Annotated in this window: 20 protein-coding genes, 1 tRNA gene and 1 pseudogene; 9 read left to right on the top strand and 13 right to left on the bottom strand. The window is 65.4% G+C overall.

The genetic code is table 11. The features are described from left to right. From AC3G88_RS29110 to AC3G88_RS29080, 7 genes and pseudogenes are all read right to left on the bottom strand, one after another. A pseudogene (locus tag AC3G88_RS29110) lies at nucleotides 1–1,123 on the bottom strand (hypothetical protein); the annotation flags it as partial. Between the two features lie 220 nt (nucleotides 1,124–1,343). Beyond that, nucleotides 1,344–1,586, bottom strand: coding sequence for a KTSC domain-containing protein (locus tag AC3G88_RS29105; RefSeq protein WP_488894463.1), 243 nt, complete (start codon nucleotides 1,584–1,586; stop codon nucleotides 1,344–1,346). A gap of 32 nt (nucleotides 1,587–1,618) precedes the next feature. Next, complete coding sequence (locus AC3G88_RS29100; RefSeq protein ID WP_488894462.1) at nucleotides 1,619–1,753, bottom strand: hypothetical protein; 135 nt, start codon at nucleotides 1,751–1,753, stop codon at nucleotides 1,619–1,621. Beyond that, nucleotides 1,750–1,953 (bottom strand): hypothetical protein, encoded by a 204-nt coding sequence (locus AC3G88_RS29095; RefSeq protein ID WP_488894461.1) that lies wholly within the window; start codon nucleotides 1,951–1,953, stop codon nucleotides 1,750–1,752. The genes AC3G88_RS29100 and AC3G88_RS29095 overlap by 4 nt, the downstream gene beginning before the upstream one ends. Before the next feature lie 174 nt (nucleotides 1,954–2,127). Further along, the gene (locus tag AC3G88_RS29090; RefSeq protein ID WP_488894460.1) at nucleotides 2,128–2,328 is read right to left on the bottom strand and encodes a hypothetical protein; all 201 of its coding nucleotides are present in this window, start codon (nucleotides 2,326–2,328) and stop codon (nucleotides 2,128–2,130) included. 211 nt (nucleotides 2,329–2,539) lie between these two features. After that, nucleotides 2,540–2,944 (bottom strand): type II toxin-antitoxin system HicB family antitoxin, encoded by a 405-nt coding sequence (locus AC3G88_RS29085; RefSeq protein ID WP_488771331.1) that lies wholly within the window; start codon nucleotides 2,942–2,944, stop codon nucleotides 2,540–2,542. 29 nt (nucleotides 2,945–2,973) lie between these two features. After that, nucleotides 2,974–3,156 (bottom strand): type II toxin-antitoxin system HicA family toxin, encoded by a 183-nt coding sequence (locus AC3G88_RS29080; RefSeq protein ID WP_153948904.1) that lies wholly within the window; start codon nucleotides 3,154–3,156, stop codon nucleotides 2,974–2,976. A 375-nt stretch (nucleotides 3,157–3,531) separates the two neighbouring features. Between AC3G88_RS29080 and AC3G88_RS29075 the strand changes: the two genes are divergently transcribed. Further along, nucleotides 3,532–3,990, top strand: coding sequence for a pilin (locus AC3G88_RS29075; protein ID WP_488894459.1), 459 nt, complete (start codon nucleotides 3,532–3,534; stop codon nucleotides 3,988–3,990). 30 nt (nucleotides 3,991–4,020) lie between these two features. Here the strand turns inward: AC3G88_RS29075 and AC3G88_RS29070 are convergent, their stop codons facing one another. Continuing rightward, on the bottom strand, nucleotides 4,021–4,854 hold the full coding sequence (locus tag AC3G88_RS29070; RefSeq protein ID WP_153948903.1) for an inositol monophosphatase family protein: 834 nt from the start codon (nucleotides 4,852–4,854) through the stop codon (nucleotides 4,021–4,023). Between the two features lie 230 nt (nucleotides 4,855–5,084). Here AC3G88_RS29070 and AC3G88_RS29065 point away from each other — a divergent pair, with 230 nt between their 5' ends. Next, entirely contained in the window at nucleotides 5,085–5,981 is an 897-nt protein-coding gene (locus tag AC3G88_RS29065) for an RNA methyltransferase (RefSeq protein WP_488771335.1), read from the top strand. 301 nt (nucleotides 5,982–6,282) lie between these two features. Further along, a complete protein-coding gene (cysE, locus tag AC3G88_RS29060; RefSeq protein WP_488771337.1) occupies nucleotides 6,283–7,026 on the top strand; it encodes a serine O-acetyltransferase in 744 nt (247 codons plus the stop codon). A 63-nt stretch (nucleotides 7,027–7,089) separates the two neighbouring features. Here the strand turns inward: cysE and AC3G88_RS29055 are convergent, their stop codons facing one another. The 4 genes from AC3G88_RS29055 to AC3G88_RS29040 form a co-directional block, all read right to left on the bottom strand. After that, the gene (locus AC3G88_RS29055) at nucleotides 7,090–7,881 is read right to left on the bottom strand and encodes a UDP-2,3-diacylglucosamine diphosphatase (RefSeq protein WP_488771338.1); all 792 of its coding nucleotides are present in this window, start codon (nucleotides 7,879–7,881) and stop codon (nucleotides 7,090–7,092) included. Between the two features lie 65 nt (nucleotides 7,882–7,946). Continuing rightward, nucleotides 7,947–8,447, bottom strand: a complete 501-nt coding sequence (locus AC3G88_RS29050; protein ID WP_153948899.1) for a peptidylprolyl isomerase — start codon at nucleotides 8,445–8,447, stop codon at nucleotides 7,947–7,949. 50 nt (nucleotides 8,448–8,497) lie between these two features. Beyond that, nucleotides 8,498–9,103: a peptidylprolyl isomerase gene (locus tag AC3G88_RS29045; protein WP_488771339.1), complete on the bottom strand. Its 606-nt coding sequence runs from the start codon at nucleotides 9,101–9,103 to the stop codon at nucleotides 8,498–8,500. A 78-nt stretch (nucleotides 9,104–9,181) separates the two neighbouring features. Then, on the bottom strand, nucleotides 9,182–9,883 hold the full coding sequence (locus AC3G88_RS29040) for a tetratricopeptide repeat protein (RefSeq protein WP_488771340.1): 702 nt from the start codon (nucleotides 9,881–9,883) through the stop codon (nucleotides 9,182–9,184). Nucleotides 9,884–10,049: 166 nt separating this feature from the next. On the opposite strand from AC3G88_RS29040, the gene cysS reads away from it, so the two are divergent. The 6 genes from cysS (at nucleotide 10,050) to AC3G88_RS29010 (ending at nucleotide 16,463) form a co-directional block, all read left to right on the top strand. Next, nucleotides 10,050–11,441: a cysteine--tRNA ligase gene (cysS, locus tag AC3G88_RS29035; RefSeq protein WP_488771341.1), complete on the top strand. Its 1,392-nt coding sequence runs from the start codon at nucleotides 10,050–10,052 to the stop codon at nucleotides 11,439–11,441. Continuing rightward, the gene (locus AC3G88_RS29030) at nucleotides 11,438–12,247 is read left to right on the top strand and encodes a DNA-3-methyladenine glycosylase family protein (RefSeq protein ID WP_153948895.1); all 810 of its coding nucleotides are present in this window, start codon (nucleotides 11,438–11,440) and stop codon (nucleotides 12,245–12,247) included. The genes cysS and AC3G88_RS29030 overlap by 4 nt, the downstream gene beginning before the upstream one ends. 135 nt (nucleotides 12,248–12,382) lie before the next feature. Then, complete coding sequence (locus AC3G88_RS29025) at nucleotides 12,383–13,354, top strand: acetyl-CoA carboxylase carboxyltransferase subunit alpha (protein ID WP_092596150.1); 972 nt, start codon at nucleotides 12,383–12,385, stop codon at nucleotides 13,352–13,354. After that, a complete protein-coding gene (tilS, locus tag AC3G88_RS29020; RefSeq protein WP_488771342.1) occupies nucleotides 13,320–14,804 on the top strand; it encodes a tRNA lysidine(34) synthetase TilS in 1,485 nt (494 codons plus the stop codon). Before AC3G88_RS29025 ends, tilS begins: the two co-directional genes overlap by 35 nt. Before the next feature lie 177 nt (nucleotides 14,805–14,981). After that, on the top strand, nucleotides 14,982–16,232 hold the full coding sequence (locus AC3G88_RS29015) for an aspartate kinase (RefSeq protein ID WP_092596136.1): 1,251 nt from the start codon (nucleotides 14,982–14,984) through the stop codon (nucleotides 16,230–16,232). A 137-nt stretch (nucleotides 16,233–16,369) separates the two neighbouring features. Beyond that, nucleotides 16,370–16,463: transfer RNA gene (locus tag AC3G88_RS29010), tRNA-Ser, on the top strand. A gap of 265 nt (nucleotides 16,464–16,728) precedes the next feature. Here the strand turns inward: AC3G88_RS29010 and AC3G88_RS29005 are convergent. After that, entirely contained in the window at nucleotides 16,729–17,391 is a 663-nt protein-coding gene (locus AC3G88_RS29005; RefSeq protein ID WP_488894458.1) for a TetR/AcrR family transcriptional regulator, read from the bottom strand. Nucleotides 17,392–17,591: the final 200 nt, after the last annotated feature.

The raw sequence follows: 17,591 nt of genomic DNA, 5'->3' as shown, positions 1-17,591 counted from the left end.
AGAAGCGCAAGGCATCCAGCAACCCAGCAGGCACCGCCCACGCATCGGCCTGTACCTGCTGGGTAGTTGCCAGATAGTCGATGACTTGCTGCAAAGCATCCCAACGTGCGCCATCGTGCTCGCTGCACTGGCGGCGCGATGCGGCAAGGTTGTTCTGCTCGTTCTTCAGCACGTCAATCAACGCCTCGCGCTCATCCTGCTGCGCCACCTGCGGCTCCCCACGACTCACCGGCAACTGTTCGATGGCTTCACGCCAGCCGTTCAGGAAGTCTTTCTTCTTGGGCGCATCCTGCTGCGCCGATGCGGCTGGGGCATCCGGTGCGGCCTTGACGCCAGCCATCCACGCCGACGCAGGGCCAGCATCAGCGCCGTACTGCCATGCGTCCTTGATGCACGTTTGCATCCATGCAGTCGGCTCTACCGGAACCAGCTTCCAGCCATCCGGCACCCCCGCGCCCATTTCCCCAGGCTGGCGAGGGGCGATAGATGCGGCGGTGATGGCTGCCTCAATGCTCTTGAAGCCGGAGCACGCGGCAGATTCGCGTAGGTGTGCAAGCTCGCGGATCGCCATCGTGCCTTCGTCTGACCCAGGCTGGCGAGGGGCGGCTAGGATGGCGCGGGCGAATTCGCGCAGATAGCCTGTGAACTTCGTGCGATAGCCAAGACCGTTCCAAACCGCTTCGATCTGCTCATCCGTCAGCCCATCCCCCGCTGGGAGCTGGGCGGCAAGTGCCGCGCGCAGTCGCCTAGCATGAGCCTGAAGCGACTGCACAACAGGGCGCTTGTCTAGGTACTCGCCCGGTGCACGCTCTCCGATAAGGCTCAACTGCCGTTCGATTGTCTCGATAGTGCGCTCAACCGCTTCCGTCAGCGCCCCGCGCGCGTCGTTGTCGGCCGCCGGCGACATCTCGTCGTCGGGCATGCACTGGGAGTCCAGCAGCCGCGCGTAGCGCTTGTTCCAGGGCTCAGACAGCATCTCGGCCTGGTACTTGGTGGGCTCCTCGGCGCCGGCCGCGAGCCTGCCTTGCCCGAGGATAAGTTGCAGCGGGCAGAGGTCGTTGAGTTCAGGGCGGCCGGTGACCCACCAGGCGTGGGCAGCGGCGCGCGTCGTTTGTTGGCTCATGTCTCTCTCGTCAGTTGATAGGGCGGGCAAGCGACACCCGGGCGAATCTGGTCCACGGACAGCCGGCCACTGTGTGGTCGCCGGCGCCGCAATAGCAGCAGACGAACGTTTTCATCGCAGCAGACCTAGAACTGGGACGCCGATCACCGCCAGAAACATGACAGCGGCGCAGATCATTACGAAGTCATCCATGTCCAGACTCCCTGTCGTTGGAGGGCGATCAGGCGGCCGTGGCCGGCTCGATCTTGGTGAACGGGTACTTGGTCACTTCCGGCTTGATGACCTTGCCGAAGTGGGCGCCGATCGATTCCGCGCTCTTGAATGCCTCGAACTCGGCGGCTGGGAAGTTGGCGTAGTGGTACAGGCTGCCGGCGCCTGCCTTGCTCTTGAAGCGGATGGCTAGGGTGTTGCTCCCTGCGTCGTGTCCGATGCTGTGGATTTGGCTGCTTTTGACTTCTTGCATGGTGATTTGCGGCACGGTGTTCTCCAGGTGAGTCAGTGATAGGTGCCCGTCAGGAACGGAAAGGCGAGGGCGATTGCTGCAAGGAATGCGATGCCGGCCACGGTCCAGCGCAGGGTCTGTTTGCTGGAGCGGAGACGGACGAGAATGGGGTCGTGCGGGTCGATCATTGGGCGGCTCCCAGTTCGACGTTCATGCAGATCAGGGCGTACTTTGCGTCGGCGCTGAGCTTCCCCACCGCGCTTGGATCATTGAGATCGATCACGTCCATCCGGCGAAGGACGTCCTTCAGCAGCTCTACCGTGTCGGCTTGCAAGTGCTTCAGGTTTTCGTGGGCTGCCTGTCTGGCGATTGCTTGAGCGGTGTTCATCGCCCCTCCAGTGCATTTATTATCAACATGCACACATGTTAGCACACACGTTAGCAGGCGCAAGGGAGGTGAAGCGAGATTTTTGGAGAGGAGGGGGAAAGGGCGCGCCTAGAACGGCGCAAAGATGGGCGTAGCTTTTAGCGTAGGTCGCGTCTGCAATCCAGCACTGGCGCGCTACACACGCTGCAGCATCATTGGCGTGTGCTTTTCAGCCTTGTCCGACTTGCCGGATTTGCCGCCGCGCGGCGTGGTGCCTTCGGCGGCGGCCAGTGCTTCGGCCGACAGGACGGCGTCGCCGGCGGCGCGGATGTCGTCATCGCGCGGCGTGTCGTCGGGCGAAGTCGTGGACAGGTTGGAAAGGGCTTCAGCGGACATGCATTCCTCTCGGGCGGCGCCACGGTGGGGCCGCCGGTATATCGGTTGCTGCGGGTGGCCAGGCAGGCTGTCGGGCGGACGCGCGGGGCGCCCCCGGCATCACCAGCCTGTTCGGGCTCGCGGCGCAAAGCGGCATTTTACCGCCAGCCCCTCTCGGAACCTCGTCCCCGATTCTCATTTTTGCTTGGGAATTCCGGGCCTTTGCGCAGGCTCATGCGTCACTGGCCATGGCTTCCAGCGCGGCGCGCGCCAGAAAGCCGCTGCGTGTCTCGTGGCGGGCACCGACGAAGGTGTCGATCTTGTGCAGCACGAAGCGGGGCAGGCTGATGTTGATGCGCTCTGGCCGGTTGTCGAGCATGGCCAGGTCGATGTCGGCCAGGGCCCAGATGGCGCCGGCGAATTCGGGCCGCTCGGCCAGTTCGGCGATCGGCGTGGCCGTCAGGGTGACCGCCTCGCCCAGAGACAGCAGCACCTCGAAGTGGCTGATGATGGCCTCGCGCGCATTGCGGATGGCGTCCTCGACCGTGTCACCGGACGAATAGCAGCCCGCCACGTCGGGCACCGTCACCCCGTAGATGCTTTCGGGGTCCTTGTGAATGGCAATCGGAAATTCCATGTCGTTGCTCTCCATGCGTTGTGCGCCAGTCATACCAGCCGCGCCGTCCTCATGATGCTGCGGACGGTGCCGGTCGGCAGGTCCTTCTTCGGATGCGGCACGGTGACGATCTGCGCGCGCGACGGGTGCTTGTAGGTGAGATGACTACCCTTGCAGCGCACCAGGCGCCATCCCTCACGTTCCAGCAGGCGGATCAAGGCCATTGAATGCAAAAGTGCCTCCTTCAGGCGATCCGTGTGTAAATATACACACGGTGATGAAGGGGGCGCAAGCGATTTGTTTATGGAAGGAGACTCTATGCGGCCCCGGCGCGGAAGTCTCGGGCCGGATTCTCAAAATGCGTCGCCTACGACGAGATTTGTCACCCGCATCGCCAACGCGCTGCAAACTTGTCAGTCGCGACTGCGGCTAACCGGACATTTCCGACGAAAACTGTCACTTCGCCAGCGAAACCGGCCTGGCATGGTTCGTGGATGGATCAGGCGTACCGGCACGCAGAGGCCGGCAACAAGACGGGTCGCAACATGACAAAAGCAACGACGGGAGAATGGCCGGGGAGGGCCGCGGCAGGGGGCCCGGTGGGGTGCATGGCCTGGCGGCCATCGCTGCGCCGTGGATTCGCGCTGATCGAACTGATGATCGTGGTGGCGATCGTGGGCATTCTTGCCGCGATCGCCATTCCGACGTATCAGGATTTTGTGGTGAAGTCGGAAATCGGCCGCGCCTTCTGGGAGGCTTCGGCGTACAAGATTCCGGTGGAAGAACGCCTGCACGACGGCCAGAACGCCTTTCCGGACCCGGTCGCGTCGCTCGGCTACGTGCCATCGCAGCTGACCGCCACGCCCAACCGGTTCGCGTTCAATGCGGACGGATCGGGCAGCATTGTCGTCACGCTCGATGGTGACGTGCATCCGGCGCTCAGGGGCACCCGGCTGACGGTGGGCCGGCTGGCTGACGGCACGTGGAACTGCGCGGTCCGGGTCGGCAGCGGCGCCGTGACGGCGCAGCACCTGCCAACCGCGTGTTCGCTCGATTCCGCCGGCTAGGGGCCAGCTTTATCGTGCTGCGCCGGCTTTTTATTCGCCGATCGGCTTCAGCGACGGCTTGACGTTATCCAGCGAGAACGGCGACAGCAGGCGCACCATCTGGGCGAAGGCCTTCGGGTTGCCGGCCAGCACCTCGCCTTGTTCCATCTGGCGCGATTCGCCGTTGTAGTTGCCCACCAGGCCGCCGGCCTCGGTGATCAGCAGCATGCCCGCGGCCATGTCCCACGGCTTCAGGCCGCGCTCGAAGAAACCGTCCAGGCGGCCGCATGCCACATAGGCCAGGTCCAGCGCGGCGGCGCCCGGGCGACGCAGGCCCGCGCAGCTGCGCGTCATCAGCGCGAAGATTTCAAGGTATTCGTCCATGCCTTCGAGGTCACGGAACGGGAAGCCCGTGCCGATCAGGCAATCGGCCAGCTTGTCGCGGCGCGTGACGCGGATGCGGCGGTTGTTCAGGAATGCGCCGGCGCCCTTGCTGGCCGTGAACAGTTCGTCGCGCGTGGGGTCGTAGACCACCGCCTGCGACGGCACGCCCTTGTGCAGCAGGCCGATGGACACTGCGTATTGCGGAAAGCCGTGGATGAAGTTGGTGGTGCCGTCCAGCGGATCGATCACCCAGGTGAATTCGTGCTGGTCGTCGCCCTCGGCCCAGGATTGGCCGGACTCTTCCGCTAGAATGGCGTGCTCGGGGTACGCGGTGCGGATGATCTCGATGACGGCGGCTTCGGCCGCGCGGTCGACTTCGGTCACGAAATCGTTGTGCTGTTTGCGCGAAACGCGGACCAGATCGACGTCGATCGACGCGCGGTTGATGATGGATCCCGCCTTGCGGGCCGCCTTGACGGCGATATTGAGCATCGGATGCATGAATCTCTCCAGGGGCCGCGCAGGACATGATTCGCAGCAGCGGCATCCGCCGGCAATGGGCGGTTGGCGCGCGAACCGCCCGGCAGTGGCCGAACAGCACAACGGATTGTAGAAGAACAAGGGGCGTCGCCTGGTGGGGCGCCGCACCGCAATTGGAAGGCGCCATTGTATAGGAACCCGGCCCGCTGTACGAGCCGACGGCGGCAAACGCCGCGGCAGGGGCATCCCAGATGACTGAAGCATTGAATTCCCAGGCTGAACCCATTCCCGTAGCGACCTCTGCAAGTGGCGCATCAGGCATCTTCTCGCGCGTGCGCGTGGTGCTGGTGGAAACCAGCCACCCCGGCAACGTGGGCTCGGTGGCGCGGGCGATGAAAACCATGGGCTTTGGCGGGCAGCCCGGCAGCCTAGTGCTGGTGTCGCCACGCGAGCCCGGCGTGCTGACGCATCCGGATGCGGTGGCGATGGCCAGCGGCGCCGATGACGTGCTGGCCGGCGCCCGCATCGTCGACGATGTGGAAAGCGCGCTGGCTGGCACGGCGTTCACGGTGGCGATGACCGCGCGACAGCGCGAATTCGGCCCGCCGCGGCTGTTGCCGCGCGCCGCCGCCGCACGGGGCCAGGCGATGCTGGCGGCCGATGGCGGGGGCATCATTGCCTTCGTCTTCGGCAACGAGCGTTACGGATTGCCTAACGAGGCGGTACTGCGCTGTTCGGCCGTGACCCATATTCCCGCCAACCCCGCGTACGCGTCGCTGAACCTGGCGCAGGCGGTGCAGCTGATCGCCTACGAAATGCGGCTGGCGCTGCTGGAAGCCGAGCCGGCGCAGGCCGACGCGTCGGACGGCACGCCGAATATCGGCTATGCTGGTGAGCCCGCCACGGCGGAACAGGTCGAATCGATGTTCGGCCATCTCCAGGCGGGGCTGGTCGCCATCGGATTTCTCGATCCGGACAACCCGCGCAAGCTGATGCCGCGTCTGCGGCGAATGTTCGCCCGCGCCGGGCTTGAGCGCGAAGAGGTCAACATCCTGCGCGGCATCGCCAAGCGCATGCTGCTGGCGCGCGACGGTGACGAAGGTGCCGGCCGGCAAGGCACGCAGACAGACGGCAACAAGGAAGGCTGAACCGTGATTTCCATCCCGGCATACGACATGCGCAGCAACGCCATCGGCCCCGCCCTCGGCCGGAGCGGCGTTCGCGCGTGCGTGGGTCAGCCGGCGCGATGTTGAAGCCGTCGCGACCCGAAAAGCCCTGATGGCCTCAGGGCCCGGCGGCAGGCGCACAAATCTCTTACACTCCCTGCTCGCACGCGCCCAGGCCGTCCCCCAAGCAATCAAGAAGCACAAGACCGGCTCCTGACCGCGCCGGCGACCGTTTGCACGTTGTGCGAACGGCGCATCGGCGCGGCAACACGACACGACGAAGATGTTCACTCGCCTGAAGGAAGATATCGATGCCATCATGCGGCGCGACCCCGCCGCACGCAGCCGCCTGGAGGTCCTGACCTGCTATCCGGGGCTGCACGCCGTGATTTTTCACCGCGTGGCCCATGCGTGCTGGGGCAGTGGATTCCACTGGCTCGGGCGCTGGATCTCGCACTGGTCGCGCTGGCTGACCGGCATCGAGATCCATCCGGCGGTCAGGCTGGGCCGCCGCGTATTCATCGATCACGGGATGGGCGTGGTGATCGGGGAAACCGCCGAAATTGGCGACGACTGCACGATCTACCAGGGGGTGACGCTGGGCGGCACGTCGCTTTACAAGGGCCAGAAGCGCCATCCGACGCTGGGTGCCGGCGTGGTGGTCAGTGCCGGGGCCAAGGTGCTGGGCGGATTCGTGGTGGGCGATGGCGCCCGGGTGGGCTCGAATGCCGTGGTGCTCAAGCCGGTGCCGCCGGGCGCCACCGCCGTGGGCATTCCGGCCCGCATCATCATGCCCGACGCGCCACCGCAGCAGCAGGGCGCGAAGCAGGAATTCTCGGCCTACGGCATCACGCCGAACGCCGACGATCCGGTATCGCTGGCGCTCAAGAGCCTGATCGACAACGCGGCCAAGCAACATGACCGCATCGAGGCCGTGCTGGCCGCGCTAGACCGGCTCGGCGAGCATCTCGAGAACACCCCGAACGACCGCTTCGACGCGAGCGAACTGCGCAAGCTGATGAAATAGGCGTCTGGGCGACGGACTGGCACGCCGTGCGGCGCGGCACGGATCGCGGGGCGGACGGCATCGTCAGTCCACCTGCGGCAGCAACGTGAAGCCGCCGGTATCGAGCTGCAGCACGGCCGCGCGTGGGTGGCGGCCATCGAGATCCCAGTCGGTCAGCACCCAGCGGTCGCCCCGTGCGTGGGCGTGGCGGGCCGGCCGGTGCGTGTGGCCGTGGATCAGGGTAGGGGCGCCGCTGGAAGCCAGCAGCGCATCGACGGCAGCGGGGGCGGCATCGCCATAGTCGGGCGGCGCGGCGCCTTCCGGCTGGCCAGCCCGGCCAGCCTCGCTGTCGGCACGCAGCCGGCGCGCGATCTTCAGCCGCGTGGACATCGGCAGGGCCAGAAACAGCCGCTGCACCCAGCCCTTGCGGGTCCAGTTGCGGAAGCGGATGTAGCGCGGATCGTCGGTGCAGAGCATGTCGCCGTGGCTCAGCACCACGCGTTGCCCGGCGCAATGGATAACTGAAGGGTCCGGCAGCAGCGTGGCGCCTGCCGCGTCGGCAAAGCGCCGGCCAATCAGGAAATCGCGATTACCGTGCATCAGGTAGACCGGCACGCCGGCGTGGGCCAGCCGGCGCAGGGCCGCCGCCACCTCGCCCGCGAACGGTGTCTCGGTCTCCTCGTCGCCCACCCAGAACTCGAAGAAATCACCCAGGATGAACAGCGTGCCCGCCTGACGGGCAGCCTGGTCCAGCACCCGCTGGAAGGCGGCCAGCGTGCGCGGCATGCCGGGTGTCAGATGCAGGTCGGAAATGAACCACGCCGGCGCCTGCACCTCGATCGGTGCGGCCGCCGGCGTGCGGTGGGATGCGGTCATGCGTTTCGGAGGGGTGTGTTCACCGCGAGCGGCATGCCGCCATCGAAAGGAACGTTGCCGTCGGATTATTCGACGATGGTGGCCTTCTGGATCACCACGTCCTCCATCGGCACGTCCTGGTGGAAGCCCGAGGTGCCCGTGCGCACGCCCTTGATGGCGTCCACGACGTCGGTGCCTTCCACGACCTTGCCGAACACGGCATAGCCGAAGCCTTGCGGCGTGGGCGAGCTGAAGTTCAGGAAGTCGTTGTCCACCACGTTGATGAAGAACTGGGCCGTGGCCGAATGCGGCGCGTTCGTGCGGGCCATGGCAACCGTGTAGCGGTCGTTCTTCAGGCCATTGCCGGCCTCGTTCTCGATCGGGGCATCGGTGTCCTTCTGCTTCATGCCCGGCTCGAAGCCGCCGCCCTGGATCATGAAGTTCTTGATCACGCGATGGAAGACCGTGTTGTCATAGTGGCCCTTGCGCACGTACGACAGGAAGTTCTCCACCGTCTTGGGGGCCTTTTCGGCGTCCAGTTCGATCGTGATGACGCCTTGCGTCGTTTGGAGTTGTACCTTGCTCATGGGTTACCTCTGTTCGGTGACGGTTATGGCCGCGCGCGATGCGCGCGGTATTACTTGGTGACGACGGTGGCGGACTCGATCGTGATCGGCGCGGCCGGCACGTTGCGCATGGCGCCGTAAGCCGTGGTCGGGGTGGTCTTGATCTTGTCGATCGTGTCCATGCCTTCCACCACCTTGCCGAATACGGCATATCCGTTGCCATCGGGCTGCGGGTAGTCGAGGTTCGGATTATCCACCACATTGACGAAGAACTGCGCGGTGGCGGAATTCGGATTCGACGTGCGCGCCATGGCCACCGTGCCGGCCTTGTTCTTCAGGCCATTCTGCGCTTCCAGCGGAATCGGTGCGCGCGTGGGCTTTTCCTTCATGTCGCGGTCGAAGCCGCCGCCCTGCACCATGAAGCCGTTGATCACGCGGTGGAAGATGGTGCCGTTGTAGAAGCCGCTCTTCACATATTCCATGAAGTTCGCGACCGTCTTCGGGGCCGCGTCGGGATACACCTCGACGGTGAACTTGCCGGCGCTGGTGACGAATTGCACACGCTCGGTCTTCTGGGCGGCGGCCGGGCTGGCACCCTGGGCCAGGACGGCCAGCGGGGACAGTGCGGCGGTGGCGGCCACCAGGCCAGCCAGGACGATGCGGCGGGAAAGGGTCATCTCTGGAACTCCGTCTTGCGATGCAGTGAGCGGTTCGGGCAGGTGCCGGCGCCGATGACGCCGGCATTGCCCGGGTGTCTAGCGGGCCACCGGCGCGCTGGCCGGTGCCTTGCGCGAACGTGGGGCTGCGGCCGGCGAAGAAGCCGGCGCCGGGGCTGCCGCAGGGGTCGCGCCCAGTTGGCGCAGGCCCGCAGCGGCGCGCGCGTCGGCCGGGTTGCGCCGTACGGCGTCGCCATAGGCCTTCTCGGCCAGGCGGCGGTAGACATCGCCCAGGTTGCTGTAGGCGATGGCGTAGTCGGGCTTGGCGTCGATGGCCAGCAGCAGTTCGGCCTCGGCACGCTTCAGGTCGCCGCGTTTGGCGTAGAGCAGGGCCAGGTTGTTGTGCGGTTCGGGCAGCTCGGGGAAGTCCTGTGCCATTTCGGCAAAGGCCTGGATGGCCTGGTCGTCATGGCCCGCCTGCGCCATGGCCCATGCGCGCTGGAAGCGGGCCTGGGCGTTGCGCGGGTTGGTGGCCAGCACCTTGTCGAAGCCCTTGATGGCGTCGTCGTAGCGTTTGTCGTTGACGGCCTTCTGCGCCGGGACCATGCCGGGGTCCGTGGACACCACGCCGCTGGGCGGCGCCAGCGGGGCGGGCAGGGATACCGGCCCGTTCTGCGCCAGGGCCGGGGCCGCCGCCAGGGCTGCCGCCATCGCCAGCGTGCCGCCGGCGGCACGGAGGGCGGACAGGCCGGCGCGGCGGCGGGCCGTTGCAAGGATGGTGGAAGGCAGAAGCAGGCTCATGTAAGGGCGGTCCGTTATACTCCGCGGCATTCTAGCAAAGCGGCACGGCGTGCAGGACCCGGCGCAATGCCGAGACCCGCCTGAGGCCGGCCCGACAACCTTCCGGTAAGATATGGGGCCCGTGCGCCATGGCGCGCACCGCATCGTCACCCAATCACATCGCTCCATGCAGCAACTGAACATCTACAACACGCTCGCGCGTGAGAAGCAGCCTTTCGTGCCTATCGAACCGGGCAAGGTCCGCATGTACGTGTGCGGCATGACCGTGTACGACTACTGCCACGTGGGCCACGCACGCGTGATGGTGGTGTTCGACATGGTGCATCGCTGGCTGCGTGCCGCGGGCTACGATGTGACGTACGTGCAGAACATCACCGATATCGACGACAAGATCATCCGTCGCGCCGCCGAGAATGGCGAGACCATCGGCCAGCTGACCACGCGCTTCATCCAGTACATGCATGAGGACGCCGCCGCGCTGGGCGTGATCCGGCCCGATTATGAGCCGCGCGCCACGGAATTCGTGCCGCAGATGCTCAATATCATCGAAAAGCTCGAAGCCAGGGGCCTGGCGTACCAGGCCGCCGACGGCGACGTGAACTATTCGGTGCGCAAGTTCCCGGGCTACGGCAGGTTGTCTGGCAAGTCGCTGGAAGACCTGCGCGCGGGCGAGCGCGTCAGCGCCAACGACGCCAAGCAGGACCCGCTGGACTTCGTGCTGTGGAAATCGGCCAAGGAAAGCGAGCCGCCCGAGAGCAAGTGGGATTCGAAGTGGGGCAGCGGCCGCCCGGGCTGGCACATTGAGTGCTCCGCCATGAGCTGCACGCTGCTGGGCGAGCACTTCGACATCCATGGTGGGGGCGCCGACCTGCAGTTCCCGCACCATGAGAACGAGATCGCGCAGTCGGAAGGCGCCAGCGGCAAGCCGTTTGTGAACATGTGGATGCACAACGGCTTCGTGCGTATCAATGACGAGAAGATGTCGAAATCGCTAGGCAATTTCTTCACGATCCGCGAAGTCCTGAAGCAGTACGACCCCGAGGTCGTGCGCTTCTTCATCCTGCGCGCGCACTACCGCAGCCCGCTGAACTACAGCGACGCCCACCTGGACGACGCCCGCCATGCGCTGACGCGCCTGTACACGGCGCTCAAGGAAACGCAGCCCGGCGGTTGCGCGGTGGATTGGGCCGAGCCGCACGCGCGGCGTTTTGCCGACGCGATGAATGACGACTTCAACACGCCGATCGCCATGTCGGTGCTGTTCGACCTGGCCAGCGAGGTCAATCGCACGGGCTCGACCCAGGCCGCCCACCAGCTCAAGGCGCTGGCCGGCACCCTGGGCCTGCTGGAGCGCGACCCGCATACCTTCCTGCAGGGTGGGGCGGCCGCCGCCGATGGGCTGAGTGCCGAGCAGATCGACGCGCAGATCGCCGCGCGCCGTACGGCCAAGGCCGCGCGCAATTTCGCCGAGGCGGATCGCATCCGTGCGGACCTGCTGGCGGCCGGCGTGGTGCTCGAAGACAAGCCAGGCGGCGCCACCGAGTGGAGGCGTGCTTGAACGCTGCCGCGCGCAAGCCGAAGGCCGCTGCCGTGGCGCCCAGGCCCGCCGGCAAGACTGCGGCCAGGCAGGCGCCCAAGGTACCGGCGAAGGCACCCGCCGCGGCCAAGGCCGCCGGCAAGTCGCGCAAGCCCGACCTGCCGGAGGCGCAGGCCGTTCCGCTGCCGGTCGAAACAGTGGTCGACGCCGTGCGGCCGGCCTATTGGGACGAAGCCTGCGCGGACCTGATGAAGCGCGACCGTATCCTGCGCAAGATGATTCCCACGTACGGGCCCGCGCACCTGGTGTCGCGCGACGATCCGTTCATTACGCTGGCCCGCTCGATCGTCGGCCAGCAGATTTCGGTCAAGGCCGCCCAGTCCGTCTGGGAGCGCCTGGTTACGCTGTGCCCGCGCTTGACCCCGGCCCAGTTCCTGAAGGCCGGTACGGAACAACTGGCCGGCTGTGGCCTGTCGAAGCGCAAGGCCGAGTACATTACCGACCTGGCCGAGCATTTCAAGGCCGGCACGGTCCACGTCAAGGAATGGGCCGGCATGGACGACGAGGCGGTGATCGCCGAGCTGACCCAGATCCGCGGCATCGGCCGCTGGACGGCCGAGATGTTCCTGATGTTCAATCTGATGCGCCCCAACGTGCTGCCGCTCGATGACGTCGGGCTGATCAATGCGATCTCGACCAATTACTTCAGTGGCGAACCCGTCACGCGAAGCGAAGCGCGCGAGGTGGCGGCCAACTGGGAGCCGTGGCGCACGGTGGCCACCTGGTATATGTGGCGCAGTCTGGACCCGCTGCCAGTGACGTATTAGTTACTGGATCGGGCAGGTTGCAGTAGTGACGGCGTTGATTCTTGCCAAAAATGTATAAGAATCAACATATTGGGCGGCGGATTTCTGGATTTTTTCCGGTAGAATGCGCCCCTTCACAGACAGGTCCGCGTCTTTATGAAAACCACCTTCCTGGATTTTGAGCAGCCGATTGCCGAGCTCGAGGCAAAGATCGAAGAACTGCGTTTTGTGCAGGACGATTCGGCTGTCGATATTTCCGAAGAGATTTCGCGGCTGGCCGGCAAGAGCCAGCAGCTGACCAAGGATATCTATGCCAACCTGACCCCGTGGCAGGTTGCGCAGATCGCGCGTCACCCCCAGCGTCCGTACACGCTGGATTACGTGCGCGAGATCTTCACCGACTTCCATGAATTGCACGGCGACCGGTCGTTTGCCGACGATCTGTCGATCGTGGGCGGCCTGGCGCGCTTCAATGGCCAGGCCTGCATGGTCATCGGCCACCAGAAGGGCCGCGACACGAAGGAACGCGCGCTGCGCAACTTCGGCATGTCGAAGCCCGAGGGCTACCGCAAGGCCAAGCGCCTGATGGAACTGGCCGACAAGTTCGGCCTGCCGATCTTCACGTTTGTCGACACGCCGGGCGCGTTCCCGGGCATCGACGCCGAGGAGCGCGGCCAGTCGGAAGCCATCGGCCATAACCTCTATGTGATGGCCGGGCTGAAGGTGCCACTGATCGCCACGATCATCGGCGAAGGCGGTTCGGGCGGTGCGCTGGCGATTGCCGTGGGCGACGTCGTGCAGATGCTGCAGTTCGCCACGTACGCCGTGATCTCGCCGGAAGGCTGCGCGTCCATCCTGTGGAAGACCGCCGAGAAGGCGCCCGAAGCCGCCGAGGCGCTGGGCCTGACCGCGCATCGCCTGAAGGCGCTGGGCCTGATCGACAAGATCATCAACGAGCCGCTGGGCGGCGCGCATCGCGATCCGAAGGGCATGGCGACGATGCTCAAGCGCACGCTGGCCGAATCGCTGCGCCAGTTCCAGGGCATGAGTGTCAAGGAACTGCAGGCTCGCCGCCACGAGCGCCTGATGGCCTATGGCAAATTCAAGGAAACCGGCGCCCAGGAGTGATGTGAGCGCCGAAGACGCGACGCGCCTCGCCGCGCGTCTGACCGACAAGGTCGCACAGGCTGTCCAGGCCAGTGCGGCCTTTGTTGTTTCTGAGGCCGAGCGGCCCTTTACCGTGGCCGTGGCGTTGTCTGGTGGCCGCGATTCGGTGGCGCTGCTGCACGCGGCACGCGCTGCGCTGGCTGCGGCATGGCCGCTGGCGCGCGTGGTGGCGCTGCACGTGCATCACGGCCTGCAGGCCCAGGCCGACGACTGGGACCGTTTCTGTGCCGCGCTGTGCACCGACCTGCGGGTGCCGCTGGCCACCACACGCGTGACCGTGCAGCCCACGGCCGGCGAGGGCATCGAGGCTGCCGCACGGCGTGCGCGGCACGCGGCACTGGGCCGGATGTGTCGCGAGCAGGGCGCCCGGCTGCTGCTGTTCGCCCATCATCGCGACGACCAGGTGGAAACGGTGCTGCTGCGGCTGTTTCGAGGCACCGGCGTCGCCGGCATGGCTGGCATGCCTGCCAGCCGGCCGCTCGACGTGCTGGGTGAATCCGATGGCGAGGTCTGGCTGCTGCGGCCCTGGCTGGATGTGCCGCGCGCCGACATCGACGCCTACTGCGCGGCGCACGGCCTGCGCTGGATCGACGATCCGTCGAACACCGACACGCGCTTTGCGCGCAATGCGCTGCGCGCCCAGTTGCCGGCGCTGCTGCAGGCGTTTCCAGGCCTGTACGACAACGTCACCCAGGCGGCTGCGCATTTTGCGCAGGCGGCCGGCATGCTCGACGCACTGGCCGCACGGTCCCTGGCCCGGCTGGTCTGCAGCGGCCGCGACACCGATACGCTTTCCGAACTGGACCTCGCGGGCCTGCGGGCCTTGCCGCCCGAGCATGCCGATGCGGTGCTGCGGCTCTGGCTGCGCGACCTCGGCGCCCAGCCGCCATCGACCGCGCGCCTGGCCGCCATGCGCACCCAACTGATCGAACATGAGGGCGGCGAGCCGGCTATCGCACACGATGGCCTGGTGCTGCGCCGTTTTCGAGGCCGCGTACTGGCCTGCCATGCCGTGCCGGCCGGCGTGCCGGCGCCGTTCGCGTTCGAATGGCGCGGCGAGGCACGGATCGTGGTGCCGGCCTGGCGTGGCGAACTACGCTTTGACCGGGATGACACCTTCGGCGTGCCGGAGGCCGTGCTGCGGGCGCCGCTGCGGCTGGCCGCCAGGGCAGGGGGAGAACGCATCGTGCTGCGCCCGGGCGGACCGGCACGGGCGCTGAAGCAGGCGTATCAGGAGGCCGATGTCCCCGCCTGGCGGCGCGCCCACCTGCCGCTGCTCTGGAGCCGCGACACGCTGGTGCTTGCGGCAGGCCTGGGCATGCATCGCCGCTGGCCGGCCGACGCACCCCACGCGCCGCGCTGGCGTGTCGCATGGATATCCCTGCCGGATCCGGCGGACCGCGCGGAGTAGACGCACGCCCAGCCGATAAATGGGGACAGATATAATTCCGCATGTGAATTTCATTCACATAAAAATGACGTCAAATGAATGACGTTTTTGCGGGATTTTCGCCCCTTCGGCCTTTACGCTTAGCCACTCTTCGTGTAATTTCATCGGCTTTGCACAATCGCTGGCGTCGACAAGAAGATGGCTCTCATCGTTCACAAATACGGCGGCACTTCGATGGGTTCCACGGAACGCATCAAGAATGTCGCCAAGCGCGTGGCCAAGTGGCACCGCGCAGGTCACCGCGTTGTCGTGGTGCCTTCGGCCATGTCGGGCGAGACCAATCGCCTGCTTGGCCTTGCCAAGGAAATCTCCGCGCAGCCGGACCCGCGTGAACTGGACATGCTGGCCTCCACGGGCGAGCAGGCCAGCGTGGCGCTGCTGGCCATTGCGCTGCACGGCGAAGGTATCGACGCGGTCAGCTATACCGGCTGGCAAGTGCCGGTGAAGACCGATTCGGCCTTCACCAAGGCCCGTATCGAGTCGATCGATGACGAGCGCATCCTCGGCGACCTGGATTCCGGCAAGGTGGTGGTCGTTACCGGCTTCCAGGGCATCGATACCGAAGGCAACATCACGACGCTGGGTCGCGGTGGCTCGGACACCTCTGCCGTGGCCATCGCCGCCGCCATCGAGGCGGACGAGTGCCTGATCTATACCGACGTGGACGGCGTGTACACGACCGATCCGCGCGTGGTCGAGGACGCGCGCCGGCTGGATCAGATCACGTTCGAGGAAATGCTGGAAATGGCCAGCCTGGGCTCGAAGGTGCTGCAGATCCGCTCGGTGGAATTCGCCGGCAAGTACCGCGTGAAGACCCGCGTGCTGTCGTCGCTGACCGACCCCCTGATGCCGCTCGAACAGGAAATGCATTCGGGCACGCTGATTACTTTTGAGGAAGAGTCTGAAATGGAAGCAGCCGTCATCTCCGGCATTGCCTTTGCCCGTGACGAGGCCAAGATCACCGTGCTGGGCGTGCCGGACAAGCCGGGCATCGCCTACCAGATCCTGGGCCCGATCGCCGACGCCAACATCGACGTCGACATGATCATCCAGAACCAGTCGGTGGACGGCAAGACCGACTTCACGTTCACCGTGCCGCGCGGCGACTACCAGCGCGCGCTGACCATCCTGAACGACAGCGTGAAGGCCCATATCGGCGCCGCCAGCGTGTCGGGCGACCCGAAGGTGTCGAAGGTGTCGGTGGTGGGCGTGGGCATGCGCTCGCACGTGGGCATCGCCAGCAAGATGTTCCGCACGCTGTCCGAAGAGGGCATCAATATCCAGATGATCTCCACGTCGGAAATCAAGATCTCGGTGCTGATCGACGAGAAGTACATGGAGCTCGCCGTGCGCGCGCTGCACAAGGTGTTCGAGCTGGATCAGGCGTGATCCGCTTCTGAATATTCTGGCGGGGCAGGATTGCTGTGATATTTGTCACGGGTCGCGAGAAATTCGTTGACCAGTCGAGACTGCCTAGCTAGAATACGCGCTCTGTTGTGCAGCCTCCCTTGCACAACAAAAGTTTGGGAGACGTGGCCGAGAGGTCGAAGGCACTCCCCTGCTAAGGGAGCATCCGGGCCAAAACCTGGATCGAGGGTTCGAATCCCTCCGTCTCCGCCACTACATCTGTATTGGCGGCGAACCCCGGAAGATCGCGGTCTTCCGGGGTTTTGTTTTTTGGAGCGGGGTTCAGGCGGAACACTATGCCGCGCAGGTGTTACACCGGTACCTGTGGGAACCCGAATGGCAACGAACATCCAGCTTCGCGGCCGAAGTTCTCTACCTGCGCGATCCACGTCTCTTCACGGCCGGTCTCTGCCCTGCAATATCGTCAGGACTCGCTGAGCGCCGCATTGCCAGTCATCCAGGTGTCCGAACGCGATGCCTAGCCCTTATCGCCACGCATCTTCGTCATGGCGGCAGGGGCGCCGAGTAGGAACATGTCCACCTTTTGCCTGATGAGGGCGTCCATGTCCGCCGGCACCTTCAGCCCATAGACCCATTTGCGCACGCCGATATAGAAGATGGCAGCGTGCAGGCTCCAGATCATCTCGATCTCGGCATCGGTTTCAGCGGCGGTGCGCGGCGCGGGGATGTCGAAGGCCTCCCGGACTTCGGCCAATACCGGCAGGAATACCTTGGTGCGCAGCTTGCTGAGGTACTTGTTATTGATGCCTTCGTGAGTCAGGCCGGCGAAGATAAAGAGCCGGATCCATTCCTCGCGCAGGATCACCGACGAATAGTCCAGATAGAAGGCGTACAGCCGTTCGGTCAGCGGCAGGGAGCGGTCCGTGATCTGGCGATCCCAGTCCGGACGCCATTGGAAAACCTCGTTGTAGACACGCTCGATCAGCGCGTCCTTGCTGGCGAAATACCGATAGAGAAGGGGCTGTGTGACGCCGATCTGCTTGGCAAGCTCACGTGTGCTGCCGCCGAAGCCATTTCGCGTGAAGTGTTCGATGGCCTTCTCGACAATCTGCTGCTCCCGCTCCTCAGGCAGCAGGCGCCGCGTGGATTTTTCGATGCCTTCGGTGGCGCTTCGTTCCATGGCTGTCTCTCTCGGGCCTGCTGTTCGGGTAATGGCCCGATTCTACCAATCACCCGATCAATAAGAAAAGGCGACGCGCCAGCGCGCTGGCTGCCGCCTCGAAGCGAGGTCGGCAGCCACGCGTCAGTGGCCGGACTTGGCCGTGATACCGAGTTCGCAGTCCACGCGCTGGTTCTGGTAGGCGTTGCGTTCCCACGCGC

The organism is Cupriavidus sp. 86D6 (assembly GCF_057815095.1).
The sequence above is the reverse complement of the archived record's forward strand: the minus strand, read 5'-3'. Positions and strand labels throughout refer to the sequence as shown.

Coding starts and splice junctions, on each gene's coding strand:
- AC3G88_RS29105 (WP_488894463.1), bottom strand. CDS start 1,586: ATGCAAGAAGTCAAAAGCAGCCAAATCCACAGCATCGGACACGACGCA.
- AC3G88_RS29100 (WP_488894462.1), bottom strand. CDS start 1,753: ATGATCGACCCGCACGACCCCATTCTCGTCCGTCTCCGCTCCAGCAAA.
- AC3G88_RS29095 (WP_488894461.1), bottom strand. CDS start 1,953: ATGAACACCGCTCAAGCAATCGCCAGACAGGCAGCCCACGAAAACCTG.
- AC3G88_RS29090 (WP_488894460.1), bottom strand. CDS start 2,328: ATGTCCGCTGAAGCCCTTTCCAACCTGTCCACGACTTCGCCCGACGAC.
- AC3G88_RS29085 (WP_488771331.1), bottom strand. CDS start 2,944: ATGGAATTTCCGATTGCCATTCACAAGGACCCCGAAAGCATCTACGGG.
- AC3G88_RS29075 (WP_488894459.1), top strand. CDS start 3,532: ATGGCCTGGCGGCCATCGCTGCGCCGTGGATTCGCGCTGATCGAACTG.
- AC3G88_RS29070 (WP_153948903.1), bottom strand. CDS start 4,854: ATGCATCCGATGCTCAATATCGCCGTCAAGGCGGCCCGCAAGGCGGGA.
- AC3G88_RS29065 (WP_488771335.1), top strand. CDS start 5,085: ATGACTGAAGCATTGAATTCCCAGGCTGAACCCATTCCCGTAGCGACC.
- cysE (WP_488771337.1), top strand. CDS start 6,283: ATGTTCACTCGCCTGAAGGAAGATATCGATGCCATCATGCGGCGCGAC.
- AC3G88_RS29055 (WP_488771338.1), bottom strand. CDS start 7,881: ATGACCGCATCCCACCGCACGCCGGCGGCCGCACCGATCGAGGTGCAG.
- AC3G88_RS29050 (WP_153948899.1), bottom strand. CDS start 8,447: ATGAGCAAGGTACAACTCCAAACGACGCAAGGCGTCATCACGATCGAA.
- AC3G88_RS29045 (WP_488771339.1), bottom strand. CDS start 9,103: ATGACCCTTTCCCGCCGCATCGTCCTGGCTGGCCTGGTGGCCGCCACC.
- AC3G88_RS29040 (WP_488771340.1), bottom strand. CDS start 9,883: ATGAGCCTGCTTCTGCCTTCCACCATCCTTGCAACGGCCCGCCGCCGC.
- cysS (WP_488771341.1), top strand. CDS start 10,050: ATGCAGCAACTGAACATCTACAACACGCTCGCGCGTGAGAAGCAGCCT.
- AC3G88_RS29025 (WP_092596150.1), top strand. CDS start 12,383: ATGAAAACCACCTTCCTGGATTTTGAGCAGCCGATTGCCGAGCTCGAG.
- tilS (WP_488771342.1), top strand. CDS start 13,320: ATGGCAAATTCAAGGAAACCGGCGCCCAGGAGTGATGTGAGCGCCGAA.
- AC3G88_RS29015 (WP_092596136.1), top strand. CDS start 14,982: ATGGCTCTCATCGTTCACAAATACGGCGGCACTTCGATGGGTTCCACG.
- AC3G88_RS29005 (WP_488894458.1), bottom strand. CDS start 17,391: ATGGAACGAAGCGCCACCGAAGGCATCGAAAAATCCACGCGGCGCCTG.